Here is a 20,109-nt window from a genome sequence, read left to right on the forward strand (position 1 = left end):
TTTTAATTTATTTATACGTATTACTATTATTTATATATTTTTTTATGTATATTTAATAAAATAATCCGTATAATACTTTAATGATTGAAACAAGTGATATATTTAATTTGCTTCACAATGCAGTTGAGGCAAAAAATATCGGTAAGAAAATTTCACAAGCAAAAATGGCAGAAGAGCTTGGTATACCAATGAGAACATATCAAGATTGGAGGCTTGGCAACTCAAAGCCACAAGCTGCTGCTGCAGTTTGCAAACTGCTTTGTGAGCTTGACGACGATGAAATATTATTTGTTATCAATAAGATGAGAAAGTTATTAGGAAAATAGATGGAAAATTTGACACAAAAAGAGAGAATAGACCTTGAGAGCGTGTTTGCAGCTATCTGCACTAAAAAAGAGCCTAAATTTTTAGGTTTCTATAAAGACTTTTACTCGAGTGCAATTTTAAAATTTTACGTTGTTAAAGACAGAATTAAAAAAATAAAAATCAAGAAAAATTAGTTTTATATTGTTTGAGTAAAAACACTTTTTGGTACTTTTAAAGGTTAATAATTTAGATAAATTCTCCTTAAATATTGACTTTATTTAAAGAGAATTTACCGACTTATTTTTTACCAAATTTAGCTAGAGCTCTTTGGTAGTCCTCTTCGCTATCGATGCCGATACTTTGACTTTCAACCTCTAGCATCGCTATCTTTTTGCCATTTTCTAGGGTACGGAGCTGCTCGAGCTTTTCGGTATTTTCAAGGCTTGAAGTAGCAAGAGCGCAAAACTCTTTTAAGCTTTTTACACTGTATCCGTAAATGCCAAGGTGCGCTTTGTAGCTTTTACACTCGCTTCTGTTAAATGGTATCCTTGATCTTGAAAAGTAAAGTGCATATCCCTCAAAATCAGTCACTACCTTAACTAAATTTTTATCATCTGCAAACTCATCATCCATCTTTTTATAGCAAGAAAACATAAAAGCTTTTTCCCTATTTTGCTCGCAAAATGCCCTAAATTTAGCGATATTTTCAGGCTCGATAAATGGCTCATCAGCCTGAACATTTATGATGATCTCGCTCTCATTTAGCCCCAAAATTTGCGCTGCTTCGTTTATCCTATCAGTCCCGCTTTGATGATCTTTGCTAGTTAGCACCGCTTTTATACCGTGAGCTTTGGCAATATCCAGCACACTTTGCTCATCCACAGCAACCACCACATCATCCACGCCACTTACTCTAAGAGCCGTTGCCACAAACATTGGCACGCCATTTATCTCTTTTAAAATTTTATTACTAAACCTTGTTGAAGCAAGGCGAGCTGGGATGATTATCATCGCTCGATCCATTCTAGGACGCACTTTTCTATATCGTCCTCTTTTATGATGTTTTTGTGTAAAATTTTCGCGCTAAATAGCGAATTAATTGAGCTTGGCACGCTGTCATTTAAGATTTTAGCGGTCTTTGCCAGCGCATCTTTCTCATCTTTTGTATCTTTGATCTGGCACGCTTTGATCATGCTTGGCGTAAATTTCACCCAGTGCGCGGTCGATGTGATGACGTTTATGCGGCTAGCATCCACCATCTTAAAGCAAGTAGCTGTATGCGGATCGATCGCATAGCCGCCCCTTGCGAGCTTTGCGATGTATGCCTCGCACTCTTTATCGTCGCACCAGCTAGCCTCAAAGTCCTCTTTTAGCGTTTCAAGCTCCTGCTTGCTAAGCTCATAAAATTTATTTTTTGCTAGGCTTTGCATGAGCTCATTTGTTCTAACGCTGCCAAATTTATCAAACAGCAAGCGCTCGACGTTTGAGCTGATCAAAATGTCCATCGCTGGGCTTATCGTCTTAACCAGCTTTTTGTCCCTGAGGTCGTAAATGCCAGTGGTGAAAAACTGCGTCAAGATGTTGTTTGCGTTTGAAGCGATCTTGATCTTGCCGATCTTTGCGCCCATTTTTTTAGCGTAATACGCCCCAAGTGCGTTGCCGAAATTTCCACTTGGCACGATGATATCAAAGCTCTCGTTTGCTTTAAGCACCTTTTGTTTTAGCAAATTTGCGTAGGCGTAGGCGTGGTAGATGATCTGAAATAGAATTCTGCCAAAATTTACCGAGTTTGCCGCGCTTAGTTTAAGGCGCTTTTTCTTCAGCTCAGCCTTAAATTTATCATTTGCAAGCAATGTTTTTAACGCTCTTTGAGCGTCGTCAAAGTCGCCTTTTATGCCAAAAACCTTTAAATTTTCACCCTGCATGGTCTGCATTTGCAGTTTTTGAACCTCGCTCGTACCGCCATCTGGATAGAGACAAACGACCTTGATATTTTCGTCGTTTGCAAAGGTTTGAAGTGTAGCAGGGCCCGTATCACCGCTAGTTGCGCACATGATAAGGTATCTTTCGCTCCTCTCTTTGGCTAGCTGGCTAAGCAGCGAGCCAAAAGGCTGAAGTGCCATATCCTTAAATGCCCTAGTTGGGCCATGATATAGCTCGTTTACGTATAAATTTTTATCTATTTTTTTTAAAATGACTGGATGCTTTGGATCATCAAAACTCGCGTATCTCTTAACCGCCTTTTTGAAAAACGCCTCTGGCACATCAAATTTAAATAGTGATATGATATAAAGTGCGAGCTTCTCATAGCTTAATTGTGAGAGCTCTTGCCACTTTGATTTTGTTATCTTTGGAAGCTTCTTTGGTGCGTAAAGTCCGCCATGAGCGGAGCTTGGGCTAAGCATAGCTGTGCTTAAATTTACATTTTTTATCTTTTCATCTTTTACACTTCTTGTCGGTGTTAGTCTCATTTTTTGCCTTTTTTGGTTGATTTTTTTATCCAAGTTTTATACTTTTTAAATATCTCTTTTGGCTTTAAGGATAGAATTTCTGGGGTTTCGTAGCTGTGGTGCTTTCTTATAAATTTAGCCACTTTTTTAAATTTAGCGTCCATTTTTATGAGTAAAATTTGCTCTTTTTCACCAAAAAGCTTCTCTTGCCAAAGATAAATGCTTTTTGCGCTAAAGCTACTTACACAAGCTGCAAAGCCCTTTTTTACGAGCCTCTTGCTTAGTTTTTTTGCCTCTTTTTTCTTTGCGACCGAGGTGACTAAAATTCTCATTTTGATCTAAATTTTCCTTTTAAAAAGTGGCTCATTATAACAAAATGGGCTTAAATTTGCTGCGCCAAAACCTTTTTAAACTCTTCGCTTAGCGCAACTTCAAGAGTTATAAGCGATACTCTCAGCCCAAAGTCCTTTGCCTTTACATAGTCCTTTTGCGTCATCAAAAGCGAGGTCGCACCATATCTTTTTAAAATCTCTTCTAGCTCATCTTTTGAAAAATCATAATGGTCAGGAAAAAAGACGCAAGCTACACACTCATCAAAAAATAGCTTGAGGCGCTCTGGGTTTGCTATGGCGGTAACTAGAACCATTTTTTCGCTTTTATTTAAAATTTCACTCTTTCTAAAGTGAGTTTGTCCTTCGCTTGCGATAAAATCAGCAAATTTATAAAAGCTAAATGGATATCTATAGGCCCCGCTTGGTAGGCAAAATTTTAGCTTTGGCTCAGGGTTTGGGCGCACTAAGATGTCAAATTTTGCTATGTCGAATTTAGAAAAACCATCATCAAGCAAAATATACTTTGCGCCATGCTCTTTGGCATATTTTATAGCTACTTTCCTATCTTCGCTTACTATTACATTTGCGTTTTTAAGGCTTGTAGCGTATATCATCGCCTCATCGCCACTTGCTGCTACGTCAAGTAAAATTTCGCCATTTCGAGCGACAATTTGCATGCCTTTGCTCTTTCTTTTATAGCCTCTAAGAATGATAAAAGCACCTTCGAAATTTTTAGCAATTGCCACGCAAAGTGGAGTCTTTCCACTTCCTCCTAGAGTTAAATTTCCAACACTTATTACCTTTATACCAAAGTCTATTTTTCTAGCAGTAAATTTCTTAAAAATAACAATAAGAAAATATATAAAACTTAATGGCAAAAGTAAAAATGCTAGTAAAATTTGAAAGAAATTTGGGCGAAAGAAGTAGTCATTCGCCCAAGTATGCAAGAAAATATTTAATTTCTTAAACACGAGTTTTAGAAATTTCTTTTACTTTGTTGCAGACGTATTGCACCTCTTCATCGCTTAGACTATGATAAATAGGCAGTGACAATACTTGCTGATAATTTTTTAAAGCATTTGGAAAATCATTTACTTTAAGTGAGTATTTGTTTTTGTAATAACTTAGTAAATGTATCGGTATGTAGTGCAATGATGTGTGAATGCCGTGCTCCAAAAGTTCTCTAGCAAAGCCATCACGATTTTTATTTATCTTAATAATATACTGAGTATAAATGTGCTCGCGTTTTTTGACAGGGATTGTTATATTGTGGCACTCACCAAGCTCTTTATCATAAATTTTTGCGATCTCTTGCCTTCTTTGTATGAGCTTGTCTGTTCTTTCTAGCTGCGCAATAGAAAATGCTGCATTTATCGAGTTTATATCATACTTTAAGCCAATATCTACGACATCATAAATATAACTCAAGCTGCCGAATTTATCAATGCCATTTACAAGGGCATAGTTGCGAAGTAGTTTTGCTCTTTTATAAATTTCCTCATCATTTGTCGTAAAAAATCCAACCGTTGATATAGGATTTTGTACACGCGAATGTGTTTGAAAGCACGATAAAAAGGAGTCTGAGCCAACTTTTTTGCCATTGTATGTTAGTCCCATACCGCGATTTGCATCATCTAAAATTTTTACACCGTATTTCTCACAAACCGCCGTTATCTCGTCCATCCTGGCACTTTGACCTGCGATATGAGAGATAAAAGCACATTTTAATTTTTTATGATTTTGCTCTTTTAGCACTTTCTCAAGGGCGTCTGGGCAGATGTTAAAATCTTCTTCATCAACATCCACAAAAATAGGTTCAGCATCAAAATGTCTAACAGCTTGTGCAATGCTAGGAAAGGCATTTATGGAGCAAATGACCTTATCTCCGCGTTTAGTGTCAAGCGCGCTTAGTGCCAAGTGATGTGCAGCTGCAATATTATTTGTGGTAACTACAAATTTTGCACCAAAATACTCTTTTAACTTCTCTTCAAATCTAGCAACGATATTAGTAGTATTTTCAGAGTGCAAAGCCTCCTCAATAAGCTCACTTTCACGCTCAGTGATAGTTGGTCTATAAAACGGAATCTCTCTCATCTTTAATCCTTTAAATTTTCACTATCAACGGCATTTGTCGTTTAAACCTGTTTAAAACAACTCTATTTTCTATATCCGATACTGCTTTTAATCCGAACTTTTTGATGACTTGCTCCTTGTTATTTTCTAAATTTTCTAAAATCTCATCGATAACAGCATAGCTGTAACCTATGTCACCTTCGTCACTTTGTCCATCCCACAAATCAGCAGAAGGTGCTTTGTTGATAAAATTTTTATCAACCCCAAGATGTTTTGCAAATTCAAAAATTTCACTTTTGTAAAGCTCTCCGACAGGATTTATCGCACATGCTAAATCCCCAAATATCGTACCGTATCCAAGCATAAGCTCACTTTTGTTGCTTGTTCCGATAACTAGAGCGTTTATACTAGATGAATAATCATAAAGTAAGCTCATTCTAACTCTAGCTGCTAAATTCCCTTTTCTTAAATTGCTTAAATTTACATCTATCGTTTCGTAAAAGGCATTTAAAATGCCCTCTATGGATAAAACCTTATATTTTATGTTTAGTTTTTCGCATAAATTTAAGGCATCGTCCATATTTTGTCTGTTTGATGATGCTGTTGGCATGATGAGTGCATGAGTTTCATTTGGTTTTGCTCTTGCACACAAAGTCGCTACTACAGCAGAATCAATACCTCCACTAACACCCAACAACAAATTTTTATCTTTAGTTTTATCTCTTAAGCTTAAAACTAAAGTTTCTTCAATCTTTTGATACTCCTTCATTCTTCCTTTGCCTAGATTTGCTTCCTTTTGCAAAAATTATACTCATTAAATTTAAAATTTTTCTTTAAGTTTAAGTAAAAAGATGTAAAAATTTTAAGAAATAATAAATTTAAGGTAAAAAATGAGAGTAATGCATAAAAGCTTTGGAGATTTTGGCACTAATTGTTACATCGTTACAAAAAATAATTCATCTTTAGTGATAGATCCAGGAGATGGGGCAAAAGAATGGGTTTTGCAAAATGCTAAAAATTTAAAAGCCATCCTTTGTACTCATGGGCATTTTGATCATATTTTTGACGCTGGTGAATTAAAAGATGAGCTAGAAATTCCAGTTTATATTAACAAATTTGATGCTTTCATGTGCGAGAGTGATATTTTTGGTTATATGAAAAATACTTTTACTCCAGATGTTTTGGTTGATAATGATAAAAATTTTAACATTGATAATTTTTACATTAAATTTCATCATTTTCCAGGACATAAACCAGGTTGCTCGATGATAGAGATAGATGATACGATGTTTAGCGGGGATTTTTTATTTAGAGGGAGCATAGGACGCTGGGATTTTCCTTTTTCAGATAAAAATGAAATGTTAAAAAGCCTAGAAAAGTGTAAAAATTTAAAAGACAACTTTACGCTTTATCCAGGACACGGAGAAGGCAGTACACTAAAGGCCGAGCAAAATAATATTAATTATTGGATAGATATAGTAAAAAATAGCTAAAAATTTTCGGTGATATTAATTTCAAGTTTCAAACTTTTAAAATACACTTAATCACTATTAAAAATTTATATTTTTTATAAAACTAAGGATCGATCAAAAAAGATAGAAAAATTTTATATGGAGTCTATTAAATTTTAAAGAGGTCCGAGCGAAAGCTCGCTCGGATTAATGTTTTAGAAGCTATATTTTGCTTCAAATCTTATACGATTTTGTTTAAAGCTTTCGCTATCTTTTTTATCTTTAGCAGCTGCATACCAAGTTAAGAAGTTAAGTTTTTTACTGTATTTATAGCTTGCACCTGTATACCATTCGCTTCTTTTTGCTCTTTCTTTACCAAGTCCCCAACTATAACCTTTACCTTGAGTATATCCAGCATCAAAGCCAAATTTATCTATGTCATATCCAGTATTAACAAACCAGTAGTCGTTGTTTCCTTTGATGTTATTGTAATATTGTCTGCTACCATTCATTACACCATTTAATATCTTGGTTGGATTAATCAACTGACCATTTGATTCAATTGAAACAAATGAATATTTATTATTGTCTTTGTTTTTAGCATCAAAGTCTAAATAACCAGCGTTAAGTTTGGCACCAAATAGTTTTGTGCCAGCTTGAACTGCCCAGAAATTTGCATCAGCTACTTTTTTATGGTCTGAATCATTGTGAACAAATTGTCCTTTTAAGTTTAGGTTTACATCATCAGTTACATTAAAGCTAACACCAGCTTCAGCACCATAAAGTGTTGCTATCTCTTGAAGGTTAGCAATTGCAGCCTTAAATGATACTGGATCATAGCTGCCAGCTGCACCTAAATAGTAAAGGTTGCCTGGAGCATCTCCGAAGTTGTTTGTTAAAACATCAGTGCCATTTATTTTTTCTTTTCCATCCACTATATTTTTAACTAATGGACCATCGTTGTCTTGATCGCTTGCCAAAGCATCATAAGCAGCAGCAGTTAAAGTAAGACCAGGCACATCAGTACTTACTACTTTTAAACCAGCGCCAGCTAGCTCACCATCATCATAGAAAGTTTTTATAAGTTGTTTGCCAGCTGTAATAGTAGTATTAGCTACCTTGTAGCCTAGATACATCTCATATACTGAGAATGAACTAGTTGTATCTGTTTTGTCTGTACCAACTCCTGCATTATCTCCTGAGCCATCAGCTGTTGTTGGAGCATATCTTAGTGTTAAAACTCCAAAGAAATTATCATCTATAGCAGCTTTAAATGAAGTAATCATTCTAAAAGCATGGCCTGCAGTATTACCTTTTACAGTATCAGCTGTAGTTTTCTTAGTACTATCATTTGTATAACGATATCTTGCAAATCCTGAAAGATCTACATTTTTTATAGCTTCTTCAAGTGGAGTTGCACTTGCAACGCTTGAAAATGCACCTAAAGCAACCAAAGCAGCTAAGCTAACTTTTGTAATTTTCATCTAAATCTCCTTTTGATAAAAAGTTTTGAAAGGATATTATCATAGAAAATTAATTTTATTGCTTAATTTTTCTTAAAAATTTAAAAAATGTTACCAATTATTTACCAAAATAGGATAATGAGATAAAGATTGTCTTTTTAAAATTTCGTTTTATTTGGGATTAAAAATCAAAAATTTTTACTTACTTTTAGCTATTAGCCTTAGCTTCTTCTCGCTCTTTTTTCTGCCTTATAGCAGCTTCTTTTTGGATATTTTTTTGTTGAGCCAAGAAGATATGCTCTTCAAGTGTGACAAGTTGAAATACTCCTTCAAAAATTTTTATATCTTTAACGTATCCAAGCACTTTTACTTCTCTTTTTCTGCTCTCTTCAAATCTTGCTTGAGCGTCAAATTCCACCACGTCACCAAGCTTTAGTGGCCCAAAGAAATTTATCCTAGCCCCGATACTAACGCAAAATTCTTCATTAATAGCTAAAAGGGCAGCATGATTTGCGCCCATAAAAATAAATCCACTATGAATAAGCCCCTCAGTATCGCACACCATATCATCCGTAGTAAAAAATCTAGTCTTTGCGTGATTTTTTTCAAGTAAAAATGCCGTTCCGCTAAAATTTAGCTTTGCAAGTGGAGCAGTTTTGATCTCGTTTCTTAATGGATTTTCATCTTCTGGTAAGATTATTTGCGACTCATCTTTTACATCATAGATATTTTCTTCTGCCATTTTTATCCTTAAATTTTAACTCTAACATATGCTCTTTTTGGCGCTGGGTAGCCCTCGATGGTCTTTGTACTATCATTTGGATCTAAGAAATTTCCAAGGCTCTCACCATCTATCCACTGCGTTTTTCGCTGCTCATTTAGATCAGTAGCCTTTGTCTCAAGCAAGGTAAAATCCTTAAATTTAGCCCTCTCGCACCAGTTTTGCAATGCCGAGAGAGTCGGTACAAAGTAGATATTTGGAATTTTTGAATACCTATCTTTTGGGCTCAGCGCAAAATCGCCCTCCATGTCAATATACATAGTATCTAAAAATAGCTCGCCTCCAGGATTCAAAGCCATTTTTAGCTCTTTTAGCATCTTTATAGGATCGCTTCTATGATAGATGACACCAAGGCAAAAAATAGTGTCAAATTTTGCTGCGTATTCAGGCAAGCTCTCTACCCCAAGAAGCTCATAGTTGATATTTGAGCGGATAAATTTATTTAAAAAGGCAAACTGCAAATATGTATGCACACTAGGATCAAAGCCGGTTATGCTTTTTGGGCCGTACTCAAGCATCTTAAACATATAATATCCATTGTTGCACCCCACATCAGCCACACTTTTGCCGGCTAAATTTAGGTGCGGGGCAAGGATATTAAATTTAATAAAACTTTGCCATTCGCTATCTATATATATATCATCAAGCAAAAATGGCCCTTTTCGCCAAGGTTTTAGGCTAAGGGCGAGATCAAAAATTTCATCTTTTTTAGCTTGGTCTAAATTTTTAAATTTCACATTTACACTATCTTTTAGCTCAAGATCGCAGTCAAAATTTGCTAAATTTTCTATCCTATTATAAATTTGCTTTTGCTGCTCGTTAAATTTGCTAAGATCCACGCTATTTCCAGTCGACGATATTGTGTGGACACTCTTTTTGGTAGGTGCCAGTCGCGTCATAATACTCTTTACAATCATTATAATATTGAGTCGAAACTCCACGCTCATTCATATAAAGACAACCGTTGAAAAATAGCGCTATAAAGCCTAAAAATATAATCTTTTTCATGTGGCGGATTTTATCATAAATAAAAATTTTATGCTAGAATAGCAGGCAGTTTTAGAGCCAAGTTTGGCTAAGATTAAGCAAAAAAGGCATTTTATGCAAAGAAGAGATTTTTTTAAATTCAGTAGTTTTTTAGGTGCAGCGAGTCTGCTTCCAAGTGTCACTCTAGCTAGCGATGAGCCAGCAAGTCCAGTTGTTAGAAATTTCGATGTAAATTTTAAGCACCAGCTGCTTGAAAAGGGCAAAAGCTCAAAAATTTGGTTACCACTCCCACTAAGCACCACTTATCAGCAACTAACTCAAGACTACGTCATAAACACAACCGCTAAAAACGTCTATATTTCAGATACGCTAATACCTACAATGTATGCTGATTTTGAAGAAAATGAGCCAAGACCTATCTTAAATGTGCAGTTTAAAATTCAAACAACAGAGCGTAACACTGACTTTAGCAAGGTAAATTACGATCCAAACGAGAAGGTAGATCCTGCAGTTTTAGAGTTTTTAAAACCAACTTCACACATCCCAACTGACGGCGTCGTAAGAGCAAAAGCGCTAGAGATTATCGGCAATACTAAAGGCGATTTAGAGCGCGCAAAAGCGATCTACACGTGGGTTGCAAACACTATGCAGCGTGATAACAGCATCCTAGGATGTGGCACAGGCGACGTTAAAGCCATACTTGAAAGTGGCAAATTAGTTGGCAAATGTACCGACATAAACTCAGTTTTTGTTGGACTTTGCAGATCAGTTGGCATCCCAGCAAGAGAAATTTTTGGTATCAGGGTTGGTCAGTCTAGATTTTCAGATCAGATGGGCAGCGCAAAAGATGGCGTAGCTAAAATTTCAGGCGGACAGCACTGCAGGGCTGAATTTTACCTAAAAGGCTATGGTTGGATACCGGTTGATCCAGCTGATGTCACAAAGGTAAGACTGGGCGAGAAGCTAACAAATAACGACGCCAAGATCGTAGCTGTGAGAGATTATTGCTTTGGTAACTGGGAGATGTGCTGGATAGGCTTTAACTACGGCCGCGACTTTATCTTAAAGCCAACTCCAGAGCAAACTCCGCTAAATAACTTCGGCTATCCATACGCTGAAGTTGATGGCAACACACAAAATTATTATTCGCCAAAAGAATTTAGCTACGACTACGTCTCAGCCGAGCTAAAATGAGAGCCTTTTGGCTGATACTCACATCCATAGGTAGTGCTATTGGCGCTACCTTGTGCTGCTTGCCAGCACTTCTTTTCTTGCTTTTTGGCACTTCTTTTTCATTTCTATCTTGGACACAAAATTTATACGAGTACCGCGTCCCTTTAAGCATCGTGGCAGTCATTTGCTTTGTGATTTCAGGAATTAGTCTATTTTACAAGCCAAAAAGCTGTAACCTGAGTTATAAAAAGAAAAAATGGATACTTATATATATACTTTTTGGAGTGATTTTGCTTTTACTCCTTACATACCCAGAGCTTTTAGGAGAAATTTATGCGTAAAATTTTAGTTTTAGCCCTTCTTACACTTAGTTGCTACGCTGATAAAAAGATAGAAATTTCAGTACCTAGCATGCACTGCCCGCTTTGCACGGCGATAGTAAGAAAGGCTGCTCTTAGCGTTGAGGGCGTAAAAAAGGCAGATGTATCGCTAAAAGAGCGAAAAGCTGTCGTTATAACAGATGATAATGTCGATGAAAAAGAGCTTTTAAAAGCAGTCGATGCGACTGGCTATAAGGGCGAGATAAAATAAATCTACGGAGGCAAATATGTCAAATAGTGAAATTCTAACGAAATTTGAGACACTTGCTGCGATACCACACTGCAGTTATGAGACCGATAAGATGCGTGATTTTCTAGCTAGCTATGCAAAAGATAAGGGCTGTGAGGTCACAGTCGATAGTTTTGGCAACATTCATGCGTTTAAAGGCAAGCCAAAAATTTGCTTGCAAAGCCACTACGACATGGTCTGCATGGGCGATGCTCCAAAGATCGAGATAGTTTATGGCGATGATGGCTACATGAGAGCTAAAAACTCATCTTTAGGTGCCGATAACGGCATCGGCGTGGCTATCATGATGCAGATGATAAGCGAATTTGACGACATAGAGTGCCTCTTTACAAACAATGAAGAAGTCGGCATGATCGGAGCCACTGGCTTTAATGGCGATCTCAAAGCCGATAAGCTTTTAAATTTAGACAGCGAAGAAGACGACCGCGTCACTATCGGCTGCGCTGGCGGTGTAAATTTATTTGCCACTATCTCGCTTAATAGCAAAAAAACAAAAGAGAGCACGCTTTATGAAGTAAAAGTAAGTGAGCTTCCTGGCGGACACTCTGGTAATGAGATACATAAAGATATCCCAAATGCGATCAAGGTTTTGGCGGCATTTGTGACAAAAAATGGCTGTAAGCTTGTCAAATTTGAAGGTGGCGAGCGAAGCAACTCTATCCCAAGTGGCGCAACCGCACTGGTTCTAAGCGATAAAGAGCTAAAGAGCGAGTGTGAGAATTTAAGCGTGAAAAAGCTTGGCAAGGGGGATGAAATTTTAGAAAATGGCGAGAAAATTTTAGCTTTAATTAACTCATTTTCACAAGGCGTAAGAGCCTATAACTGCGAGCTAGGCATACCGCAAGATAGCGTAAACCTCTCACTTGCAAAGATCAAAGATGATGGCGTGCTTGAAGTGGAGTTTTTTGCTAGATCTATGAGCAAAGATGGACTAAATAGGATGGAATTTGAAATTTCTGAGCTTGCAAAAGCGCTTGACTTTAGCGTCATTGCAAAAGATAGGAATCCTGCTTGGAAGCCTATAAATGATAAATTTGCAAACGATATCTTAGAAGAGCTAAAAATTTATAAGCCAAATGCAAGGATAACAGCTGTGCATGCTGGACTTGAATGCGGCGTGCTTTTGGAGAAAAAAGCGGGTCTTAGCGCTTGCTCAATAGGACCAAATATCCACTCACCTCACTCAACAAGAGAGTGCTGTGAGATTGAATCTGCGCTTTTTATAGAAAAAGTCGTTCGCGGTATCGTTAAAAAATATAACTCATAAAAAATAAAATTTGCTAGAAATTTCTAGCAAATTTTATATCTCAAAGCATCTAAGCCAAATTTGCCCGCAAGTACGAGCAAATTTAGATTATTTTTCAAACTCATAAACGATCTTGCCACTTTTTATAGTAGTAGTCGCCGCACCTTTTAGCTTTTTACCAAAGAGTGGAGAGTTTATTGATTTTGAGCGGTTTATCTTTTCGTCATAAACATACTCGATCTCAGGATCTATCACTGCTATATCAGCTAGCATGCCAACTGCCAGCCTGCCTTTATCTTTTAAATTTAGCATCCTAGCCGCATTTGTCGAGGTTAGCTCCACCATGCGCTCTAGGCTTATAATGCCCTCATTTACGAGCTTTAGCGTAAGTGGCACAAGGGTTTGAAGTCCGATGATACCAAATGGTGCCTTGTCAAATTCCACTATCTTTTCGTCTGTGTGGTGTGGCGCATGGTCGGTGGCGATAACGTCTATAAGGCCGCTTTTTAGCGCCTCTCTCACCGCTTTTACGTCGCTTATCTCACGAAGTGGCGGTGACATTTTGAAATTTGTATCATAGGCATTTTTCAAAATTTCATCGTCGCTAAAGCTAAAGTGGTGAGGTGTTGCCTCACAAGTGATGTTTATGCCCTCTTTTTTGCCCATTTCGATGATCTTTAGCGAGTACTCAGAGCTTACATGAGCGATATGGATGTGTGCTTTAGTAAGCTTTGCTAGTAGCATGTCACGGCTCACTGCGATCTCCTCTTTCTCCCTTGCCATGCCACGAAGCCCAAGGATCGCCGAGACCTTGCCCTCGTGCATGACGCCCTGCCTGCAAAGCGAGCAATCCTCTGAGTGACTTATACAAAAGCTACCAAACATACTTGAATACTCAAGTGCTGCTCTCATCACGCTTGAGCTAGTCACTGGTAGGCCATCATCACTAAATGCAACTGCGCCAGCTTCTATAAGATCGCCCATTTCAACGATCTCATTGCCACCAAGTCCTTTGCTGATGGCTGCTATTGGCAAAAGATCGATCAGTCCGCAGTTTTTAGCCTTTTCTATCATTGCCCTTGTGATTGAGGCGTTGTCATTTACTGGGTTTGTGTTAGCCATGCAAAGGCAGGTGGTCACTCCTCCAGCTACGGCTGCCTGCGAGCCTGAGATGATGTCGTCTTTGTACTCTTGACCAGGATCGCGAAAGTGCACGTGCATGTCGATAAGTCCTGGCATGACGAGCTTGTTTGTGGCATCGATGACCCTATCAGCCTCAAATTTCTCACTTCCGATTTTGGCTATTTTGCCGTTTTCTATTAGGATATTTGCCTTAAATTTCTCGTCGCTATTTACGATAGTGCCGTTAATTATTGCTATTTTCATCGTTAGCCCCTATTTTTTGCAAGCGTATTTAGTATCGCCATTCTTATGGCAACGCCGTTTTCTACTTGATTTAGTATGACTGAGTGTGTGCCATCAGCCACGTCTGAGTTTAGCTCCACACCTCTATTTATCGGTCCTGGGTGCAGCACGATCGCATCAGGCTTTGCTAGCTTTATCCTATTTTTATTTAGTCCAAAGAATTTCGAGTACTCTCTCGAGCTTGGAAATGCCACGTCCGCACCGCCACGCTCTAGCTGGATGCGAAGCATGATGATGACATCACTGCCCTCGCAAGCCTCCTCCATGTTTTTGCAAATTTGAGACTCAAAGACCTCAGCGTCTTTTGGCATCATCATCCTTGGCGCAAAGAGCTTTAAATTTATGCCAAATTTCTTCATCGCCCAGATGTCTGACCTTGCCACGCGGCTTCTAGCGATGTCGCCGATGATTGCTACGTTTAGATTTTTATCCAAAATTTTACCATGCTCTCTTAGTGTAAAAAGATCAAGCAGAGCTTGGCTTGGGTGCTCATTTGTGCCATCCCCTGCGTTTACGACGCTAGCCTCTGTTCTATCCGCTGCAAATTTTGCCGCTCCAGAGCTTGGATGACGAAGTACGATGATGTCAGTTCTCATCGCAGCCATGTTATTCATCGTGTCATTTAGGCTCTCGCCCTTTGTCACGCTAGAGTTTGATGAGCTGAAATTTATCGTATCAGCTCCAAGCCTCTTTGCTGCGATCTCAAAGGATGTCCTTGTTCTTGTCGAGTTTTCATAAAATGCGTTGATCGTGGTCTTTCCACGAAGATAGTCATTTTTTTTCACTTGGCTTAAATTTAGCTCCTTAAACTCTTTCGCCGCCTCTAAAAAATATAAAATTTCTTCCTTGCTAAGCTCTCTAGTTCCTATCAAATCTTTATGTTTGTAGCCCATTTTAAGCCTCTTAAATTTATTTTGCTACGAAGTCGCAAGCTGGTTGGTAGCCGTTATCACAAGCTTTTTTAAATAAAGCCTTTGCTTTTTCTTCGTTCTTTGCTTCGTTTGCGTCTTTATCTTTTACAAGGCCATAAGCGATCATTTCGCCTAGTTTTTCGCACGCCATGCCCTCATTTTCGTCACACATTTTTGTAAAAATTTTCTCAGCCTGAGCTCTATCTTTTGCTACGCCGTCGCCGTTAAATAGCATAATCGCATTCATCGTGCAAGCTTTTTTCTCGCCCTCTCCACAAGCCTTATTAAAATAAAGATAAGCTTCATTGAAATTTTTCTTTGCATAAAGCTCATTTGCCTTGTCTAAATTTTCATTTGCCGTAGCATTTAACGCAAAAAGTGCCGCCGCTAAAACTAAAATTTTCTTCATATTTTCTCCTTATTTAAATAACTTTGGATGGTGTTTTTTCATATACTCAACTATCTCTATAACCTCGTCGCTACCGCTAGCATCAGAATTTTCTAACGCATCATCGATGCACTCGACATAAAGATTTGCTGCCTCTTCAAGTTTGTCTTTTTTTACTCCAGCATAGTAAAACATTGCTTCAAGCACCATACTAAGCTCGTAGCTAAGTTCTTCTACGCTTACCTCTTCTTCTTTCATATCTCCTCCTGTGTTTTTTTGGTTATTAGATCGATTATCTGGGCTTTAATCGGCTCATAACTAAAGCCATCTTTAAAATTTGCAAATAGCCCTCCGCTTGCATTGACGTGTCCGCCGCCACCAACTAGATGCTTTGCCATGGCACTAACGTCAAGCTTGCCATTTGCGCGAAAACTTAGCGTTTTTTTATTTGTCACATCGATAAAGAAGTCAAATTCAGGATTTGCCACTAAAAAGTCGTTGCCGATAACCGAAACGTTGCCGATATTGTAGGTTAAAATTCCTTTATGATCTTTATAACTTATGCTAAATTTCTCTTTATTTTCACTAAGTTTTTTTACGACATAGCTTGAGATTAGGTTGCTTAGCGTATCGTCTTTATCCTCTTTGAAAAATAACTTCTTAATCGCATGCACCTGCATATCAAGGCCGATATAGTCGTTTTTCTCGTTAAAAAATTTGCTAGCTTCTTTTAAGATATGATCCATATATAGGTTGTTTTCAGCCTCAAACATCACCTTATTTATCTCTTTGGCGTTTGCCACAAGTCCCAAGCAGACCTTGCCCATCTCAAAATTTTTATCATCCTTTAGCCAGATATCCACGGCATTTACGACGTCACTAAAAATTTCAAGCTCTTTGTTTTTGCCAAAAATACCTGCAAAAAAGTCATAAGTGATCTTTGTAGCACATCTTGAGCTATCTAAAAAATACCAAGCATAAGCGCTCGCGCACTCGGCACCACTTTGGTGATGATCTAGCAAAAATAGCTTAATATTTTTACCATCTATCATCTCAGTAAAGCTCTCGCACTGAGCTAGAGTTAAATTTAGATCGGTGATTAAGATGATGTTTTTATCGTCATTTGAGGCATCTATCTCAGTTAAAATTTGAGCAAATTTATCATCTATCTCTCTGCCGTAGTTTGAGTTTAAAAATTTCACATCTTTGAAGTAAAAATTTGTTATGTATTGCGCGCCGTATCCGTCAAGATCGGTGTGTGAGAGGTGATAAATTTTCATCGTTTTCCTTTATAAATTTTCTATTTCTATGACGCCAACCGTTTCAAATGGCGTATTTGCAGAGATCTCAGCAAAACTTAGCACCACTATGTCGATGGCAAAATTTGCGCAGATATTTGCTATAAATTTTCTTAGGCTTGGCTCCACGCAAAGCACCATTTCACCGTGCTGGCTCATCGGACGCTTCTCTTTTTCACGCCTTAAAGCTTGTACGATCGAAGATGTCTGAGCCACATTTATCATAAGATGATATGCACCGTCTTTATACTGCACTGCGTCCATGAGCTTTTGCTGGACCGCACTATCTAGGATGTAAAAATTTAACTGTCCCTTTTCATCTACATAAAGCGAGGTGATGACACGCGAAAGTGCAGCGCGCACGTGCTCGATGATCATATCTAAATTTTTACTAACCTCGGCGATATCGCTGATGGCTTCAAGTATGCTAAGCAGGTCTTTGATCGGGATATTGTCTTTAAGCAGCGTTTTTAAGACCTTTTGGATCAAATTTATAGGTGCGATCCTTAGCGTATCCTCGACCACGACTGGGTAGTCAATCTTTAGCTTGTCTAATAAATTTTGAGTCTCTTGGCGAGTTAGAAGCTCGGATGCATTTTGCTTGATAAGCTCGCTCATATGCGTTGAGATGACGCTTGCAGGATCAACTATCGTGTAGCCACTAAGTATGGCGTCCTCTTTGACGCTAGCATCGATCCAAATAGCGTCTAGTCCAAAAGCTGGCTCTTTTGTTGGAATTCCCTCGATATCCTCACTCACAAGACCGCTATCCATCGCTAGAAATTTATCCGCATAAATTTCACCCTGACCGATCACGATACCTTTTAGCTTAAAGCGGTATTCGTTTGGCGGTAGTTGAAGGTTGTCACGAATTCTTATCTTTGGCATCAAAAAGCCAAGACTTGAAGCGATATTTCGCCTCATAGCACGAATCCTCTCAATGAGATCCACATCAGCTAGCTTTAGCAGACCATATCCTAGGTCGAGCTCTAAAATTTCAAGCTTTAAGATGTCGTTTATCTTTGTCTCTTCTTCTCTTGCGATCTCTTCATCACTCTTCTTTGGCACCTTAGTAGTGGCACCACTAGCAGCTGCTCCTGCTCCACTTGGCGTAGCGGCTCCAGCTTTTTTAGAAGCTGTTTTGTCTTTTGAAGCAAGGCTTAAATTTAGTCCACCATCTTTGGTCTGCTTGATGATGTAGCCAAGCCCCAAAAATAGTACTGCAATAAAGCCAAGAGAGAGAGTTGGCAGTCCAGGCACAAGGGCAAACATAAATAATATGAAGCCCACTATCAGTAAGGTTTTGTAATCCCCCAATAGCTGATTTAGCGTGCCTTCCGCAAAGTCCTCGTCGTCCTTGCTAGCCCTTGTGATGATAATAGCAGTCGCTGTTGATGTGATAAGTCCTGGGATCTGGCTCACAAGGCCATCACCGATAGTTAGTATCGTATAGTACTGAGCCGATGTCGCCATATCAAGGCCATGCTGAAACGAGCCGATAGCAAAGCCACCGATGATATTAATGATAGTGATGATTATGCCAGCGACAGCGTCACCTTTTATAAATTTAGACGAACCATCCATCGCGCCATAGAAATTTGCCTCACCAATGATGGCTTGGCGTCTTTCGCGCGCTGTTTTTTCATCAATCAAACCTGCGTTTAGATCCGCATCTATCGCCATTTGCTTACCTGGCATCGCATCAAGTGTAAAACGTGCTTGCACCTCACTCACACGGGTTGAGCCCTTTGTTACGACCATGAAATTTATGAGAACCAAGATACAAAAGACGATGGTGCCGATAACGAAGTTGCCGCCAACGACGAAATTTCCAAAACTTGAAATGATCTCGCTGACCGCTTCTGGGCCGTTGTGACCCTCGCTTAGGATCATACGCGTGGTTGCGATGTTTAGCGAGAGGCGAAAAAGCGTAACAATAAGGATCAGTGTCGGAAATGTACTAAGATCGGTTGGTTTTGGCACATAAATCGAAATTAAGATTATAAGCACAGAAATAGAAATAGAAAGTGCCAGAAAAAAGTCAAGCACCGCGCTTGGAAGCGGCACAATGATGATAGCAAGGATGGCAACAATGATACCAACGATGCTAAGACTTTTAAACTTAACAATTGGTGCAAGAAACGGCGCCACAAGAGTTAAGATATTATTTTTTTGCTTTGCCAACTTTACTTCTTAACGATGTCACTTAGTTTTATCGCATCAAGCATCTCGTCGATCTTACTTTGAAGGCCGCTAAACATCGACCAAATTTGACAGCTCGAGGCTTTATTTGACGGGCAGCCATCTGCAGAAGATGAACACTCAAAGACGTTAAGTTCACGTTTTTCAGCGCACTCTATTATCTTTTTTATGCTTAAATTTTCAGGTTCGTTATTTAGCGCGAAACCGCCATTTGCCCCTTTAAACGACTTTAAAATTCCATCTTTTGCAAGATTTTGTAAAATTTTGGCTAAAAAGCTTTTTGAAATTTTAAGTTCATTTGAGATCGTATCAACATCAACTGGAGATGATTTTTGAGATATTAAAATAAGTGAAAGTAGAGCGTATTCGCTTGCCTTTGTAAAAAGCATTTATCTTCCTTAAGTCTTTAAATAGCCCTAATTTTATTAAATTTTTACTGCATTTTTCATTAATTTTTAAAAAGCGTAGTTTTATCTAACTTTATGTTTTAAATGCTATAATCGCTCTTCCAAAATTCACCAATCAGGAGGTCATTATGGCTTTGGATTCGGCTAAAAAAGCTCAAATAGTTGCGAAATTCGCTAGAAAAGAGGGAGATACAGGCTCTCCAGAGGTTCAAATAGCTCTTTTAACAGCTAGAATAACTGAACTTACAGAACACCTTAAAATTTTCAAAAAAGACTTTTCATCACGCTTAGGTCTTTTAAAGCTAGTTGGTCAAAGAAAAAGACTTTTAAAGTATCTTAAAAATAAAGACTACACTACATATTCAAAACTAATCTCTGAGCTTGGCTTAAGAGATAAATAATCCATCGGAGAGCGATCTGCTCTCCTTACTAAATTTCATTTATACATTTCTTTTATTCAAAAATTTACAGTCTATTTTAAAATTTTCCATCTTTAGTATTAATTTATCTACTCACAATATGACCAACCTTTTTAAATAAAGTAAAATTAGAATTAATTTCTTCATTTTATATAAAAAGCTAAATC

24 protein-coding genes are annotated in these 20,109 nt (G+C 38.1%); 7 read left to right on the plus strand and 17 right to left on the minus strand.

The window, feature by feature from the left end; all coding sequences use genetic code 11:
- The first annotated feature begins 80 nt into the window (after positions 1-80).
- Positions 81-326, plus strand: a complete 246-nt coding sequence (locus tag F3H01_RS03010; RefSeq protein ID WP_149716817.1) for a helix-turn-helix domain-containing protein — start codon at positions 81-83, stop codon at positions 324-326.
- Positions 327-603: 277 nt separating this feature from the next.
- On the opposite strand, the gene kdsB is transcribed toward F3H01_RS03010, so the two are convergent.
- Genes kdsB through F3H01_RS03040 form a run of 6 tightly spaced genes read right to left on the minus strand, consistent with a single transcriptional unit; the run spans position 604 to position 5,930 of the window.
- On the minus strand, positions 604-1,317 hold the full coding sequence (gene kdsB / locus F3H01_RS03015; protein WP_107812303.1) for a 3-deoxy-manno-octulosonate cytidylyltransferase: 714 nt from the start codon (positions 1,315-1,317) through the stop codon (positions 604-606).
- The gene (gene thrC / locus F3H01_RS03020) at positions 1,314-2,777 is read right to left on the minus strand and encodes a threonine synthase (protein ID WP_149724786.1); all 1,464 of its coding nucleotides are present in this window, start codon (positions 2,775-2,777) and stop codon (positions 1,314-1,316) included. The genes kdsB and thrC overlap by 4 nt, the downstream gene beginning before the upstream one ends.
- Complete coding sequence (cutA, locus tag F3H01_RS09675; protein ID WP_149724787.1) at positions 2,774-3,088, minus strand: divalent-cation tolerance protein CutA; 315 nt, start codon at positions 3,086-3,088, stop codon at positions 2,774-2,776. Before cutA ends, thrC begins: the two co-directional genes overlap by 4 nt.
- A 50-nt stretch (positions 3,089-3,138) precedes the next feature.
- Positions 3,139-4,059: a tetraacyldisaccharide 4'-kinase gene (locus F3H01_RS03030; protein WP_149724788.1), complete on the minus strand. Its 921-nt coding sequence runs from the start codon at positions 4,057-4,059 to the stop codon at positions 3,139-3,141.
- Entirely contained in the window at positions 4,052-5,182 is a 1,131-nt protein-coding gene (locus F3H01_RS03035) for a DegT/DnrJ/EryC1/StrS family aminotransferase (RefSeq protein WP_084109354.1), read from the minus strand. Before F3H01_RS03035 ends, F3H01_RS03030 begins: the two co-directional genes overlap by 8 nt.
- 10 nt (positions 5,183-5,192) lie before the next feature.
- Positions 5,193-5,930 (minus strand): NAD+ synthase, encoded by a 738-nt coding sequence (locus F3H01_RS03040; protein ID WP_149724789.1) that lies wholly within the window; start codon positions 5,928-5,930, stop codon positions 5,193-5,195.
- A 121-nt stretch (positions 5,931-6,051) separates the two neighbouring features.
- On the opposite strand from F3H01_RS03040, the gene F3H01_RS03045 reads away from it, so the two are divergent.
- Complete coding sequence (locus F3H01_RS03045; protein WP_149724790.1) at positions 6,052-6,654, plus strand: MBL fold metallo-hydrolase; 603 nt, start codon at positions 6,052-6,054, stop codon at positions 6,652-6,654.
- A 173-nt stretch (positions 6,655-6,827) separates the two neighbouring features.
- Here F3H01_RS03045 and F3H01_RS03050 read toward each other — a convergent pair whose 3' ends face one another.
- From F3H01_RS03050 to F3H01_RS09385, 4 genes are all read right to left on the minus strand, one after another.
- Complete coding sequence (locus F3H01_RS03050) at positions 6,828-8,096, minus strand: major outer membrane protein (RefSeq protein WP_149724791.1); 1,269 nt, start codon at positions 8,094-8,096, stop codon at positions 6,828-6,830.
- 187 nt (positions 8,097-8,283) lie between these two features.
- Positions 8,284-8,817 (minus strand): PaaI family thioesterase, encoded by a 534-nt coding sequence (locus F3H01_RS03055; protein ID WP_149724792.1) that lies wholly within the window; start codon positions 8,815-8,817, stop codon positions 8,284-8,286.
- 8 nt (positions 8,818-8,825) lie between these two features.
- A complete protein-coding gene (gene cmoB, locus F3H01_RS03060; RefSeq protein ID WP_262483506.1) occupies positions 8,826-9,695 on the minus strand; it encodes a tRNA 5-methoxyuridine(34)/uridine 5-oxyacetic acid(34) synthase CmoB in 870 nt (289 codons plus the stop codon).
- A gap of 1 nt (position 9,696) precedes the next feature.
- Positions 9,697-9,864, minus strand: coding sequence for a hypothetical protein (locus tag F3H01_RS09385; protein ID WP_178139671.1), 168 nt, complete (start codon positions 9,862-9,864; stop codon positions 9,697-9,699).
- A gap of 93 nt (positions 9,865-9,957) precedes the next feature.
- Here F3H01_RS09385 and F3H01_RS03065 point away from each other — a divergent pair, with 93 nt between their 5' ends.
- The 4 genes from F3H01_RS03065 to F3H01_RS03080 are packed head-to-tail and all read left to right on the plus strand — an operon-like array spanning position 9,958 to position 12,913.
- On the plus strand, positions 9,958-11,037 hold the full coding sequence (locus tag F3H01_RS03065) for a transglutaminase-like domain-containing protein (RefSeq protein ID WP_149719432.1): 1,080 nt from the start codon (positions 9,958-9,960) through the stop codon (positions 11,035-11,037).
- Positions 11,034-11,357, plus strand: a complete 324-nt coding sequence (locus F3H01_RS03070; RefSeq protein WP_109146426.1) for an aryl sulfotransferase — start codon at positions 11,034-11,036, stop codon at positions 11,355-11,357. The genes F3H01_RS03065 and F3H01_RS03070 overlap by 4 nt, the downstream gene beginning before the upstream one ends.
- On the plus strand, positions 11,350-11,607 hold the full coding sequence (locus F3H01_RS03075; RefSeq protein WP_149724794.1) for a heavy-metal-associated domain-containing protein: 258 nt from the start codon (positions 11,350-11,352) through the stop codon (positions 11,605-11,607). The genes F3H01_RS03070 and F3H01_RS03075 overlap by 8 nt, the downstream gene beginning before the upstream one ends.
- 16 nt (positions 11,608-11,623) lie before the next feature.
- The gene (locus tag F3H01_RS03080; protein ID WP_149724795.1) at positions 11,624-12,913 is read left to right on the plus strand and encodes a M28 family peptidase; all 1,290 of its coding nucleotides are present in this window, start codon (positions 11,624-11,626) and stop codon (positions 12,911-12,913) included.
- Positions 12,914-13,000: 87 nt separating this feature from the next.
- Here F3H01_RS03080 and F3H01_RS03085 read toward each other — a convergent pair whose 3' ends face one another.
- Genes F3H01_RS03085 through F3H01_RS03115 form a run of 7 tightly spaced genes read right to left on the minus strand, consistent with a single transcriptional unit; the run spans position 13,001 to position 19,505 of the window.
- Positions 13,001-14,278: a dihydroorotase gene (locus tag F3H01_RS03085; protein ID WP_149724796.1), complete on the minus strand. Its 1,278-nt coding sequence runs from the start codon at positions 14,276-14,278 to the stop codon at positions 13,001-13,003.
- Positions 14,279-14,280: 2 nt separating this feature from the next.
- Positions 14,281-15,210, minus strand: a complete 930-nt coding sequence (locus tag F3H01_RS03090; protein WP_012140044.1) for an aspartate carbamoyltransferase catalytic subunit — start codon at positions 15,208-15,210, stop codon at positions 14,281-14,283.
- Positions 15,211-15,226: 16 nt separating this feature from the next.
- Positions 15,227-15,637, minus strand: a complete 411-nt coding sequence (locus F3H01_RS03095; protein ID WP_149724797.1) for a tetratricopeptide repeat protein — start codon at positions 15,635-15,637, stop codon at positions 15,227-15,229.
- Positions 15,638-15,646: 9 nt separating this feature from the next.
- The gene (locus tag F3H01_RS03100) at positions 15,647-15,874 is read right to left on the minus strand and encodes a hypothetical protein (RefSeq protein ID WP_002942640.1); all 228 of its coding nucleotides are present in this window, start codon (positions 15,872-15,874) and stop codon (positions 15,647-15,649) included.
- On the minus strand, positions 15,871-16,896 hold the full coding sequence (locus F3H01_RS03105; RefSeq protein WP_149724798.1) for a DHH family phosphoesterase: 1,026 nt from the start codon (positions 16,894-16,896) through the stop codon (positions 15,871-15,873). The genes F3H01_RS03100 and F3H01_RS03105 overlap by 4 nt, the downstream gene beginning before the upstream one ends.
- Positions 16,897-16,905: 9 nt before the next feature.
- On the minus strand, positions 16,906-19,098 hold the full coding sequence (flhA, locus tag F3H01_RS03110) for a flagellar biosynthesis protein FlhA (protein ID WP_149724799.1): 2,193 nt from the start codon (positions 19,096-19,098) through the stop codon (positions 16,906-16,908).
- 2 nt (positions 19,099-19,100) lie between these two features.
- Complete coding sequence (locus F3H01_RS03115) at positions 19,101-19,505, minus strand: RrF2 family transcriptional regulator (protein WP_054196916.1); 405 nt, start codon at positions 19,503-19,505, stop codon at positions 19,101-19,103.
- Positions 19,506-19,651: 146 nt separating this feature from the next.
- On the opposite strand from F3H01_RS03115, the gene rpsO reads away from it, so the two are divergent.
- The gene (rpsO, locus tag F3H01_RS03120) at positions 19,652-19,924 is read left to right on the plus strand and encodes a 30S ribosomal protein S15 (RefSeq protein ID WP_004317763.1); all 273 of its coding nucleotides are present in this window, start codon (positions 19,652-19,654) and stop codon (positions 19,922-19,924) included.
- Positions 19,925-20,109 lie beyond the last annotated feature (185 nt).

Origin of the sequence: Campylobacter concisus (genome assembly GCF_902460875.1) — a bacterium.
Taxonomy (GTDB): domain Bacteria; phylum Campylobacterota; class Campylobacteria; order Campylobacterales; family Campylobacteraceae; genus Campylobacter_A; species Campylobacter_A concisus_AA.